The organism is Oceanirhabdus seepicola, assembly GCF_023684385.1.
GTDB lineage: Bacteria > Bacillota > Clostridia > Clostridiales > Clostridiaceae > Oceanirhabdus > Oceanirhabdus seepicola.
The window spans coordinates 520,665-533,235 of the sequence record NZ_JAGSOJ010000003.1 but is presented as its reverse complement, the minus strand read 5'-3'; the positions used below and the strand labels follow the sequence as shown (position 1 = coordinate 533,235).

The 12,571-nt window shown below is 28.1% G+C and carries 18 protein-coding genes; 2 read left to right on the top strand and 16 right to left on the bottom strand.

The window, feature by feature from the left end; translation table 11 throughout:
* Positions 1-408 precede the first annotated feature (408 nt).
* A complete protein-coding gene (locus KDK92_RS16270) occupies positions 409-1,548 on the top strand; it encodes a tyrosine-type recombinase/integrase (RefSeq protein ID WP_250860400.1) in 1,140 nt (379 codons plus the stop codon).
* A gap of 353 nt (positions 1,549-1,901) precedes the next feature.
* Here the strand turns inward: KDK92_RS16270 and KDK92_RS16265 are convergent, their stop codons facing one another.
* From KDK92_RS16265 to KDK92_RS16225, 9 genes are read right to left on the bottom strand one after another with little or no spacing between them, the layout of a single operon-like run.
* The gene (locus KDK92_RS16265; RefSeq protein WP_250860399.1) at positions 1,902-3,494 is read right to left on the bottom strand and encodes a complex I subunit 5 family protein; all 1,593 of its coding nucleotides are present in this window, start codon (positions 3,492-3,494) and stop codon (positions 1,902-1,904) included.
* Position 3,495: 1 nt separating this feature from the next.
* Positions 3,496-3,831: a sodium:proton antiporter gene (locus KDK92_RS16260; protein WP_250860398.1), complete on the bottom strand. Its 336-nt coding sequence runs from the start codon at positions 3,829-3,831 to the stop codon at positions 3,496-3,498.
* Positions 3,831-4,235, bottom strand: coding sequence for an MnhB domain-containing protein (locus KDK92_RS16255; protein WP_276576008.1), 405 nt, complete (start codon positions 4,233-4,235; stop codon positions 3,831-3,833). Before KDK92_RS16255 ends, KDK92_RS16260 begins: the two co-directional genes overlap by 1 nt.
* 30 nt (positions 4,236-4,265) lie before the next feature.
* Entirely contained in the window at positions 4,266-4,562 is a 297-nt protein-coding gene (locus tag KDK92_RS16250) for a Na(+)/H(+) antiporter subunit B (protein WP_250860396.1), read from the bottom strand.
* A complete protein-coding gene (locus tag KDK92_RS16245; protein ID WP_250860395.1) occupies positions 4,546-5,091 on the bottom strand; it encodes a Na(+)/H(+) antiporter subunit B in 546 nt (181 codons plus the stop codon). Before KDK92_RS16245 ends, KDK92_RS16250 begins: the two co-directional genes overlap by 17 nt.
* Complete coding sequence (gene mnhG / locus KDK92_RS16240; RefSeq protein ID WP_250860394.1) at positions 5,088-5,381, bottom strand: monovalent cation/H(+) antiporter subunit G; 294 nt, start codon at positions 5,379-5,381, stop codon at positions 5,088-5,090. Before mnhG ends, KDK92_RS16245 begins: the two co-directional genes overlap by 4 nt.
* Positions 5,378-5,638 (bottom strand): MrpF/PhaF family protein, encoded by a 261-nt coding sequence (locus KDK92_RS16235; protein WP_250860393.1) that lies wholly within the window; start codon positions 5,636-5,638, stop codon positions 5,378-5,380. Before KDK92_RS16235 ends, mnhG begins: the two co-directional genes overlap by 4 nt.
* 6 nt (positions 5,639-5,644) lie before the next feature.
* Positions 5,645-6,133, bottom strand: coding sequence for a Na+/H+ antiporter subunit E (locus KDK92_RS16230; RefSeq protein WP_250860392.1), 489 nt, complete (start codon positions 6,131-6,133; stop codon positions 5,645-5,647).
* Between the two features lie 23 nt (positions 6,134-6,156).
* Complete coding sequence (locus KDK92_RS16225; RefSeq protein WP_250860391.1) at positions 6,157-6,498, bottom strand: hypothetical protein; 342 nt, start codon at positions 6,496-6,498, stop codon at positions 6,157-6,159.
* 312 nt (positions 6,499-6,810) lie between these two features.
* Between KDK92_RS16225 and KDK92_RS16220 the strand changes: the two genes are divergently transcribed.
* On the top strand, positions 6,811-7,434 hold the full coding sequence (locus tag KDK92_RS16220; RefSeq protein ID WP_250860390.1) for a hypothetical protein: 624 nt from the start codon (positions 6,811-6,813) through the stop codon (positions 7,432-7,434).
* 504 nt (positions 7,435-7,938) lie between these two features.
* On the opposite strand, the gene KDK92_RS16215 is transcribed toward KDK92_RS16220, so the two are convergent.
* From KDK92_RS16215 to KDK92_RS16185, 7 genes are all read right to left on the bottom strand, one after another.
* Positions 7,939-8,511 carry a 2-phosphoglycerate kinase gene (locus KDK92_RS16215; RefSeq protein ID WP_250860389.1) on the bottom strand — a complete coding sequence of 191 codons (573 nt, stop codon included), beginning with the start codon at positions 8,509-8,511 and terminating at the stop codon, positions 7,939-7,941.
* A 29-nt stretch (positions 8,512-8,540) separates the two neighbouring features.
* Positions 8,541-9,203 (bottom strand): 4Fe-4S dicluster domain-containing protein, encoded by a 663-nt coding sequence (locus tag KDK92_RS16210; RefSeq protein ID WP_250860388.1) that lies wholly within the window; start codon positions 9,201-9,203, stop codon positions 8,541-8,543.
* Between the two features lie 32 nt (positions 9,204-9,235).
* Positions 9,236-9,745 (bottom strand): NUDIX domain-containing protein, encoded by a 510-nt coding sequence (locus tag KDK92_RS16205; protein WP_250860387.1) that lies wholly within the window; start codon positions 9,743-9,745, stop codon positions 9,236-9,238.
* Positions 9,746-9,923: 178 nt separating this feature from the next.
* Positions 9,924-10,613, bottom strand: coding sequence for a hypothetical protein (locus KDK92_RS16200; protein ID WP_250860386.1), 690 nt, complete (start codon positions 10,611-10,613; stop codon positions 9,924-9,926).
* Between the two features lie 118 nt (positions 10,614-10,731).
* Positions 10,732-11,301: a hypothetical protein gene (locus KDK92_RS16195; RefSeq protein WP_250860385.1), complete on the bottom strand. Its 570-nt coding sequence runs from the start codon at positions 11,299-11,301 to the stop codon at positions 10,732-10,734.
* A complete protein-coding gene (locus KDK92_RS16190; RefSeq protein ID WP_250860384.1) occupies positions 11,291-11,716 on the bottom strand; it encodes a hypothetical protein in 426 nt (141 codons plus the stop codon). Before KDK92_RS16190 ends, KDK92_RS16195 begins: the two co-directional genes overlap by 11 nt.
* A 68-nt stretch (positions 11,717-11,784) precedes the next feature.
* Positions 11,785-12,480, bottom strand: coding sequence for a hypothetical protein (locus KDK92_RS16185; RefSeq protein WP_250860383.1), 696 nt, complete (start codon positions 12,478-12,480; stop codon positions 11,785-11,787).
* Positions 12,481-12,571: the final 91 nt, after the last annotated feature.

Here is a 12,571-nt window from a genome sequence, read left to right as displayed (position 1 = left end):
TACACTATTATCTTATAAGGACTACACAATAGATGAAATCTCCAAGATAGAAAAAGTACCAACAAAATTGATTGAGCTTAAATTCAGGAATTTTAATAAAGATGTTAATATATAACTTATTATTTTTCTTGGAATAATTCTTTTATTCATGAAATTATTTCAAGAAGATTTTAAATATTTTCAAATTTATGTATTGACCTTATGTTCTTTTTGTGTTAATTTTAAGTCATGAACCCATTGCTTTGAAAAATCAAAGTAATTCCACGGAACCCATAAGTAATCTGATAAAGTCAGATTACTTATGGGTTTTCTTATGTTATTTTCATGATTTCTTATAATATTTACGGTTTTTTTTATGTTAATTTACACAAACTAATATTAAATAACATATAAAGGTGGTTATGAAAAATGAAGGGTGCAGTACGAAAAAGAGGTACCTCATGGTCTTACTATTTTGATTTAGGTGTTGTTGATGGCAAGCGAAAAAAAAAAGAGAAAGGAGGCTTTAGAACTAAAAAAGAAGCTGATAAAGCTTTAAGAAATGCTATTAAAGACTATGAAAATGCAGGTGCTGTTGTTATGGAAAGTAACATAACAGTCTCTGATTACTTTGATTATTGGTACAAAGAATATGTCTTAATTAATTGCAAATATAATACTCAACAAGCTTATAGGATAGTTATTGATAAACATATAAAACCTGCTTTAGGAGTTTTTAAACTAAAATCAATCTCACCAAGTAAGCTTCAAGAATTCTTTAATTTAAAATATAGGAATGGATACACTAAAAGTTCACTTTCAAATTTTTATGGAGTACTATCAGGAGCTTTTAAAACGGCAATTTTCCCTTACAAACTTATTAAAGAAAACCCTATGACTTATATTAAATTACCCAAATACAATAGTACGCCAAAAACTGTAGATGACTTAAAAATAGTAACTGTAGAACAGTTCAAACAAATTATTAAAAGATTTCCAGAAGGAAGCTCTTTCTACATCCCTTTACAAATCGCATTTAATACTGGAATGAGAGCTGCTGAAGTTTGTGGCCTTACATGGGATTGTGTAGACTTTAATAAAAGAACTATTACTGTTAATAAGATACTCATCTATAAAGATAAAAAATGGGTCTTTGGTACCCCGAAAACTAAAAGCTCAAATAGAACAATTTTAATTGGAGCTACTCTATTTAATATATTATATAAACATAACATTAAGCAAAAAGAAAACAGACTGAAATATGGCGAGTATTATACACTAAATAACTTTGTGTGCACAAAAGAAAATGGTGAACTGGTTACCAACGATAGCTTAAAATACTTAAGTCGTATAGTTAATTACGAATTAGGCATACGATATAATTTCCATTCATTGAGGCACACACATGCAACCATGCTTCTTGAGTCTGGAGCAAATATAAAAGATATTCAAAATCGCCTTGGACATAGTAAAATATCAACAACCATGGACACCTATTCTCATGTGACACAGAAGATGAAAAAAGATAGTGTAGATATCTTTGAAAAAATACTTGCCACCCAAAAATAAATTAGGGTGGCAAATGGGTGGCAAATAGCTATTTTCTCACCTATTCAATTCTCTAACTCCGCTCATATCAACGATAATTTAGCTATAGTTTCAATATGTGTCGTGTGCGGGAACATATCCTTAAACATACCTTTTCAACTCTTCTTTTGATTTATTGTTTAATACTATTCTCTACCAGTATATTTTATTACTATTGTCTTATTGTTCTGTATCATCTTTTTACTTACCTCTCGTTAGCAAACCAGAATAATAGGAATCAAATAAGTTCTTTGTTTCATTTTTAGAATCAACAGTTTAAATATTTAGACATTATGCAGTAAAGGAACCCTATGAAATAGTAGAGTCCCTTTACTTTATATAATTACACAACTAATAATTAAAATGAAAATAAACATTACTAACATTATATTAGCAGTATCAAAAGAAAAAGATGTATGTCTAATCTTTTTTATAAAACTTAAATCCTTAGAAATTACTTTTTTATAAATTAAATAACCTATTATTAGAGTGAAAAAGTATTGAATCCAACTATTAATATTTAAAACTTTTATAAATGAAACATCAATATCTACTAGCATTTTTGTAACAGGATTATAAGGGTTTCCCATAAAAATACACATTATTGCGAGTATGAGCATTGAAAAATCACACCATTCAACTTTCCTTTTTTTCACATCTGAGTTTCCAATGAAAATTTGTGAGAATTTTATAAAGGATATAATAGTACCTAAGTTAACAATATTAAACAGAAGAAGTTTTAAAGAATTCCCCTTCAATGAATATTTAATAAGACTTTTACTGATATATCCATTAAAAAACGGAGCACCTGTAATAGAAAATATTGCTATAATCAAAAGTATAGATGTAAATGGAAGGACTTTTAACACTCCTCTAAGTTTTGATATATTTCGAGTATTATACCTATTAATAATGATTCCAGTCCCTAAGAATAATAGTGATTTAAAAATGGCGTGATTAAAAAGATGAAGAAGTCCGCCGTAATATTGAGTTCCTTTCATAGAGCTCAACCCCATAAGTATAATTCCAATTTGTGATATGGTATGAAACGCTAAAATTTGTTTTAAATCTTTTTGACTTAGGGCAAAAACAACTCCCGATAAAGCAGTTAAAAACCCTAATAAGAAGAATAATTCACTATAAGTATTAATACTAAAAATTTCATTAATTCTAATAAAGCCATAAAGTCCACTCTTTACTAATAGGCCAGAAAGTAGTGCAGAAATTGAAGAAGGTGCTGCACCATGTGCTTTAGGAAGCCAATTGTATACAGGGAAAAAAGCAGATTTTACTCCTAAGGACGCAATGAAAAGTATATACGAAAATTTTATAGTATAAGAGTTATTAATTAAAGTTAGTTTTTGATGAAGTATATCCATATTCAATGTTCCCGTCGACATATAAAGGATTATTAAGCCGATTAGAAAGAAGAGCATTCCGCTACTATTAAAAAGCAGATAGTACAATCCTGCTCTAACTGAATATCCATCTTTCTTATAAATTATTAAAATTGAAGAAATTATTGTTGTTATCTCTAAAAATATAAAAAAATTAAACAGATCATTTGTCTGTATAAGACCTAAAAATGCCCCCTCTAAAAACAATAGGAAAAACCAAAACTTATAATCTCCTCTTTTCTTATTCCAACTATATATTAGAATTATCCACCAAATAAATATTGTAAGAAATAGAAAGGAAGTAGACAATTTATCATTTTTCAAAGCTATACCTACGTTTTTAATCCAACCACCTATTAAAACTTCATGAATACCATTAATTTTAATAAAATTATAGTACATAGCCATTACAATTGTGATAATTACCTGAGAGACAAATACTAAGCAATTAATATATTTATTATTTAAAAGGTAAATAATCATTGCAAAGATTATAGGAATAAATATTAATAGGATGGGTATTAAGTTCATATTAGCATTCCCTCTCTAATAGTTCCTTCCAGTTTAAAGTACCATAATAATGAAAAATTTTAATGCTTAACATTAGGGCTAATGCCGTTATAGCTGCACCTATAACAATGGTTGTTAACATTAATGCTTGTGGAAGTGGATCAACCATTAATTGTATATTCCCAGGTAATAGTGGTGGTTGAAAATTCTGCTGGTTTGAAAAGTTTAGAAAAAGAAGTATTATAGCAGTTTGAGTTACATTCAAGAGAATGATTGACTTTATTACAAATTTGCTTGTAGTTAAGCCATAAACACCAATAAGTATAACTATAAAAGATAAAGTAGTATCTAACAACATTATTTTCCCTCCTCAATAAATGTTGAAAAAATAGTTATGAGACCTGATGCTACCTTTAACCCTATGAAAAAATTTAATAAGAGTAAAAATATCCTTTTTATTTGTACGGAGCTATTTAAAGTAACGAAATTAGTAAATAATTCACCCTTTGTAAAAAAGCTTATAGAGGCTATAATTAGAATGGTAACAAAATAGAGTTTTTCTAATTTTAATAGTACATTAACATTGAAATTTTTTTTGCTTTGAATAAAATATGTTAAAATAAACGTTGTTGCAATTATAGCGCCTCCTTGAAAGCCACCACCTGGAGAACTATCCCCATATAAAATTATATAAAATCCAAATAATAACATAACAGGAAATAATAATTTACTAATGATAATTAGAATGTATGAAAACTTCAATATATCAACTCCGCTAAATAATTTATAACTCTAATCTAGTGTCTCATCCTTTTTCGATATAAATATGATTCCAGTTGCAGTTATTAATAGAATACCTGCCTCAAAAATCGAATCAAATAATCTATATTCTAAATAAATGCCTGTTACTATATTTTGGGAACCAGTTTCCTTCAAAGTATTTTTTAGATAGTACCTTTTACTTTCAGAAGTATTTATATTCGAATGCCCATTGGTTAATTTTTTTATTTCATTTGAGGAAATAGTAAATGTAACTAATATTGTGGATAGCATTATTACTATAAATATTTCTTTAATCAACAGTTTCATTTTCACCTTCCTTGATAATGATAATATTATCTATGTCTTTTGTCATTTGTTCAAGTTTATTCATTAATATACTTGATTCTTTGCCCTTTAATATATAATTATTTGTGTATGAACATTTATCTATGATTAAGTCTATATTCTTTTCTCTGAAAATACCATGTATGTGACTTTCCTTACTATCAATAATTTTTAACTTTAAATCATAATGATTACAGAAATTTTTTAAAATTTCATAGCCTCTGCCTGCAATTTCATTCTCATTGTCTTTTAAAAAATCGTCTTTCAAATGATTTATAACTACAAATTCTTTTTGCTTTGATATAGCTATAATAAAAATCAAGGGAATTATAGCACTACCAATAGATATTTCTGATAAAGCAACATCTGGAGAATTATACATAAAGTATAAACCTGCTGCGATTAATGAGAAGGCAGAAAATAATATAATTAAATTTAAGTTGTTTTCAGTTTTAATCATTGATATAGCAATTATTATCATAATTACTTGTAATATGATTTCAATACTCATTTTTTACCTTCTTTCATTGACTCAATACCATTTAAATAGGCGGAACGAGCAATAATGTGATTAGCAACAGGGCCAGTAATGATTATGAATAATAATATCAAGAATAGCTTAATAGACATTGTACTAAAGCCACATTTTATTATTAAAGCAAAAAAGATTGTTAATAGAGCTGCTGTATCTATTTTACTGCTGGTGAGAAGTCTAGAATAGATATCATTAAAGCTAAAGATTCCAATTATTCCAAAGATGATATATATCCAGGATAAGATGAAAAGTAATTTGTATATCACTTATGCCTTCCTCCTCTTAATATAAATCTACTTAATAGGGTTATCCCTAAGAAACCTATAATTCCATAAGTCATAGAAACATCTAATAAAGCCATATTATTTTTATAAACTCCATATAATGTTATGAGCATTACTGTTTTTGCAGACATAAGGTTAAGAGCCAATAATCTATCCCATAGAGTTGGGCCTTTAATCATTCTGAATAATGTTAGTGCCATAGCAATAGTTAATAATATCATTGTAATTAACAGGAACATTATATTTTATCCTTTCTTAATAAAATATTTTTCAAATCTATTTTTAATATTCTGCTTTAATTGTTCTCCATCTTCACCATCGTCTTTAATAGATAGAACAAATAAAATATTATCATCTGTATCAACTGTAATTGTACCCGGGGTTAGAGTGATTGAATTGGCAATTATTGTTATCAAGAGAGGATCTGTTACATCTAGTTGTACTTCAACTATAACAGAATGGTTATCTTGTTTTATTATCCTTAAGATTTGTATAAATGAAGCTCTGTAAATTTCATATATTAGTCTAAAAGAGTATTGCATTAATGTGAAAAAGTTAGGAATTCGAATTGTAAAATCTGAATGATCATAAATAACATTAATGGAGAATAGGGTTATTAGAAGGCTAATAAAGGCTCCAAGGATAATTCCCTGCAAGCTAAAATCTAAAGTGAATAACATCCAAAAAAAAATCAGTGTTGGAAAAATTTCTAATAGGAGTTTGAACTTCTTCATATAAATCTCTCCTCAGTGGAATATTAATCTGTGAATCGATATAAAACTATCTTAAGTTCTTTATTTTCCATGTAATTTATTTCACAATGATCTATCATGGTACCTAATAAAAATAGCTCGTCACTTTGGCTGTTTTCTCCTAAAAGGGCCCAATAAAGTTCTTCTAACTCTACCATTCGAGAAGTATTCAGTTTATTCTTTAGGTTATCAATTACACTTTTATCTAAATTAGATACATTGCTGGTTAGTTCAATTTTGACATAGTTATCAATTTCATCCAATTTAATGTTTATTTCAGATGCTTTTAAATTTACCGAAAAAGACACTAACTCATTGATTAGCTTTTTAACTTTTTCAAGATTCATATAAACCTCTCCTCAGAAAAAATTAGGTTAAAATGGGTGATTTATGATTATATTAATACATTATGAACTTAAAATTGGTTTTATGATGATTAATTAATATTACTCTACACATTTATTAATTAATATGTTTACTCCCACCTCTTTTGATTCCAATATTTCCCAGGAAATTTTGAAATTCATTTCCTATTACCCCATCATTTCAATAGTGGCTTTTCAAATTTATATAAGGTAGAGCCATTTATTGATTATTAATTTTTTTAAGGTAATAATATAGGTAAAGTTGTGATCTAGAATCTTATAATGAGGTGCAAGATGAAAAATAGATTTTTTGTAATTTTAAGAGATAACAAAATGCTAATTAATATAAATGATCAAAGTAATATTGTTGAATATTCATTTACTGATTTAGAAACTTATCCTAATATCCCCTTCTATATTAATATTTTCGAGACAGAAAATGTAAGAAAGAAAATAAAACCTATTGTATATGAAAACTTGAACACTCTAAGTGAAAAGATTTTCAAGCCTGAAGTATTTGTATTGGTCGATGATGATACAATGGGTACTGAAAAACGTGCTATAGAAGAATTCATCCTTCTTTCATTAGCACCTAAAAAAGTTGCTATTGTACCACAATGTCTTTTATTAGCCCCAAAGGATATTGAAAAGTATATTGCTGTTTCAAAATCCTGTAGACTGATTATTTTAAGCTATATAAAAAACAGGAAAGTATTAGCACAGAAATTTATAGATAATAAGGAGTATTCAGTGGAAGAACTTAAAGAGTTAATTAGAAACTTACATGATGAATGTAAATTAAATAAGTTAAACATATATTTAAATGGAACACATCTTAAAAAGTACGCTGAAATTGGCAAAGTAATTGATATATATGAATTGCTTAATAATACTCAAAACCTATTGTTAAATTCGTGACTATACTTTAATAATCTAAGTAACCCTGTGTTCCCTCCCATTTTTATAAAAGTAACCTAATCCGCCACTCAACATAAGCATATTTATTATGATTAATTTCTAATTTCTTCTCAACATTATCAATCTTTTTTTATTTGATAGAACGTTATAATTATCTATATCTTGAGTAGAGAATAGTTATAATCAATAAATACACTGTTTCTTCTCACAAAGTAGCATCATTACTATTTACAATGATGCTACTGATTCTGATGCAATTAAACCAAGTCTAGTTTCGCTGATACTAGAGTACAATAGTGGAGATAATCTGCAAGTGCAATATTCTCTTTATTTCATCCTTCAAGTTGAATCTAGTTCTTGTCCATCATTTTACTTAGGCATGTGAAAATAAATACCAAGTCAAGGATGCGAAGTATATTTGGCAAGAATGGGTCGTGTTGGACTGATAGTGGTTCTCTCAGTGGGTTCCAAGGATGAAGTAGTTTACCAAATAGACGAGTATACTTACTTGTTATTTATTTGAACTTGCCTTATGCTATTTCCTATGAAATCATAAACTTTTTGTATCTCTTTTTCATAATCATTGTCAATCTCAAAATATTCAACACCATTTTCTATACATTCTTTTCTTAACTCATCATGTTCATTAATAAATTGAGTGATAGGCCTGTCTTCTTCATAGTCTCGAGTCTCTATAGCACTTCTGTGTTTGATAATATTTGAAGTAAAATTCTCTTTTATATAATCAGTTGAAAAACCTATAAATACTGATATGATTTGATCTAAATATTCTCTTTCAAAGTCCTTAACAAAGTTAGGTAATAGATAACAACCTTCTATGATTATGTTTTGGTTATTTTCAATATTTGTCATTATTATACCTTTAATTATTGGCCATAATTTTTCCCCTATCACTTCGTTACTATCCATTGGAGTAAAACCACAATTACTATCGCTTCTATACAATCCCATTTTTAAATGATCAATTGAAAAATAGGGTATTTTATATCTTTCAAGTAATTTTTGAGACATTAATGTTTTTCCAGTACAACTAATACCACCAACTAATATAATCATAATCTAATTCTCCTTTGTTTATATTCATTTTATTTAAAAATATTATCTTTCATATACTTCTGTGTCCATGGACAATTAGATAGGCATTTTAAGCAACCATCACAGTGATATACATCTATTATTAAATCTCTATTCATATCCATTTCCCATATAGCGCCGTTGATAGCCCCTGTAGGACAAATGTTCTTACAAGTAGTACATTCCCCGCATTTAGGCATTATTATTGGCCTATTTTCAGTAAGGAATGGTGCATTTGTCAAGACACTACACATGCACAATGCACTTCCGTATTCCTGGGTAACTAACAAATTGCTTTTCCCAATCCAACCCAATCCAGCCAATATGGCAATTTTTTTATGTGGAAGTGGAGTAGTTTTCGTTGTTTCTTCATAAAAACCATGCAAACCAAGATTTCTTTCCGATTGTGCAAAGGCTTTGTATCCCTTTGTAACGATAAAATCAGCCGACCATTCTGCAAGTTTATCAGCATCATTTTCCTTTTCGCTAAACTCACAAGAGTCTATTATGTTTTCTTTAGACAGACGAAAAATATAACTCGGGCCTAAAACTATTCCTATCAAGAGAGCAACACTATAACCACGATTTTCCTCTGCTGAAAGCATGGATATATCAACTATCTTGACAAAATTTGCACCAAAATTAGTTAACTGGGAAATCAACTCGTTCAACATATATGACACCCCCTATTGCCTTTTAGTGTGGCTTAATATTCAGCAGAAAAATCCCTTAATGCTACCCAATTCATATTGGGTTTTTCATTAACAACACTAACTGCTCCAGAATAGATAGTATCATCCTTAAATCCCTCTTCAAAATAATGCTTTAAACATTCTGAATTTGTAAAGGACATTTTCCTATTGAATAAATCTTGAGTATTTATCCAAGATATTTCCCCTTCATCACAAGCTATTATATTTTTATTTATATTTTTCATATGAGCAAAGAATATATATTGTTGACGTATTTCTTTATCAGCTTTTCGTGATGTAATATATCTAAGCTTCAAATTTGATATGTCTTCATTTTTTATACCTGTCTCTTCATACAATTCTCTTAAAATACATTTAGTCGGATCATTGATCTCATCACTTTCAAAATGACCTCCTATTCCTGACCAAAGTGTACCTTTAAAAACTCTTGAGCCTGTACGCTCTATTAATAATACACTATCCTCCTTAAAAAGGTATATTGTTGCTAAATTTCTTAATTCCATTCTTCAACCTCCCAAAATTTAAAACTTATATATGTTTAGTTCATTAATGTCTTGTAACCTTTTAATTTAAATATATCTATATTTTACCATATTGTTAATAAAAAAACATACACTCCCTTTAATTGAATGGGAATGTATTGTGGTTTCAATCTGTTATCCTAGTCAGTATCATTTATTTTTATTCAACTATATCTTTAAATAGCTTTTGAAATTCCTCTGAAGTATTAAATATATATGTCTTATTCTCGTAATCAAGCTGAAGTTCTTTAGCCTCTACACCTACTTTAAACTCTAATCTTCCAAATCTAGGGTCTTCAATATCTTGATTAAAGTGAAAAAAATACTCATATTCAATCATTCTTCTATTATTGCTTACTTCGCAGTTTATTAATTCATTATAAAGCATATCAGCAGTCTCAATCTCATTATCAAGTATATCTGCAGTAAAAGTTGTTAAACTTATTCCATTCTTAGTATAAAATATTGTAGCTATTCCACCATGTCTTCTTTCACCTACAAGGTATGTTCTAATATTATTCCTAGGATATAAAGACTGTTCAATCTTATTTAATACAAATTCAGATGGATAAAAAATCAGAAAAATTCCTAGAATTATTGCTAATGATTTTGCTTTTTTATTCTTCAATGATTTTTTCATTAATACATATGCAATTATGGGACCTAAGGGTAAATAAGTGGAATTTATTTTCACTTTAAATGCTGTAAGCATTGTATACCCAAATAATTTTGCAACTAGTTTTTCTTCTTTACTAGTATCAGCCAATCTATTAATGGCAAATACTCCCATAATACTAAAACAAATGACTATAATTTGTCCAATAATTATAGTCTTAGATGAGTAGTTCATATAACCTCCTTATTAATTATTTCTTGAGATTCAAATAAAGGTACTCTATACTTTATATGTTTTCATCATCAAAAAAAGAGGTACATATTTAGACAATTTCTCTTATACTACCGAAAATCTAATGATACAACTTTTCTTCAAAAATCAAATTTCCACCTTCATCATACCCTTTTAAAAACTCAATTATATATCCATGCTTTTTGAAATCATAATGATAAATAAACATATTATTTTCATCTCTAGGTAACATTATTTCTATAATTTCATCTTGTTCATTCCTTACTTCTAAATAAAGCTTATCAATTTCCTTATCATGAATTACACCATATACACAAATAATCTCTTTTGTAGCCTTAGCATTATATGAATAAAAATAACTAAAAGATACCATCTCATTCTCATCTGTCAAATTAGCTATTCCACCACTTCTAGGACTCCAAAAAAACATTTTTCTTCGAATAGCATCTGCTGAAACCCAATTTTTATATTTTGCGAAGAAAATCTTAATATCACCATAATCTATTACTTCGACTATTTCCGATGGCCCATAAAGCCTCCCTTTTTCTGAATCTCTAAAGGACCCCTCAGGAGTGAGATGCAACCAAGAGAATGGAGAATACTTTATACATAAGAAAACCAATACCAACGTCGAAATCCATTTTATTCCTTCTTTATATTTATAACTCATTTACTTGACCTCTTTTTAAATTCACTTTAATATTTTCTTTGCGATCATATAATTCAAAATTAAATCTCAATGTTTCATCATTATCATTCAATTTGGGAATTCTCATAATTCCTTCATTAGACCACAAAGTTCCTCTCATTAAACCATGTCTACTCCTGTATTCATTTCCTTTATCATCGTATATTTTGAACACGTCAACTGGAAAATTCCAAGTCCTTGATCTTGTTTTAATAGAGTATCTTATATAACAATAATTTTCATCATTAATTATCCTCCTAATGATAAAAATATTTCCATCAATATTTCCCTTTTGGTTTATTTCAATAACACTAGCCTTGCCTAATTTAACTGCTTCTTTAAGGTCACTTCTATAATACTTCCCTCCAGTATATAAGAGAGGTATTCCTGGTATCATTGATAATATACATAGAATAATAATTACTTTTCTAATATTTTTTATCTAACTCACTCCTATTCATATTCTTAATTTTGTCCCTCAACAACGTCTTCAACATAATGCCACTTATAATCTTCATCTCTTAAAATATTAGTACCTCTAGGATACCCATAATAAAAAATCTCTTGATTATTTTCATCTAACGCCACAACATCACAATCATTTAAATTTAGAAACTTATCAAATATTATTATTTGTGGACTATCCACATTAATTTTAGTTTCTATACTTTCATGTTCATCTCTAATTATTATTGACTCAATATTCTTATCATCTGTATCAACCATCAATAACTTAGCAAACTTCCCTTTTCCATTATTATAATTCATACTTCCAATAGTTCTTATAGGATCTTCATTATTACTATAATGCCATACGGAGCAACGACTTACATACATAAATAATTTCTTTTCAGAGATAGCTGTATAATACTTATCATTCTCTTTATCATGATAAAAATGGATATATGCCCAATCTAAATCTAAATCATTTATCAATTCAAAATCTTCCTTGATAAAACCATTTGCTCTTGATGCAGCTAAGGGGCTAATCCTATACCCTGAGATAAAAACTGAAATCATACTTATAATAATTAAAACACCAATAATAATTAACACTTGTTTTCTATTAAAATTTTTAGTTCTACTTCGTTTTTTATTAATGATTACAATAACACAAATAATAAGCAAACATGTTATTGTTAATAATACTGTTTTGGACATATCAACTCGTCCCCTTTCTCATAAAATAACACATTATTTTTCTATTTTGAACCAAAGAAATTCAAGACGTTTTTTAACCATTTCACTCTCC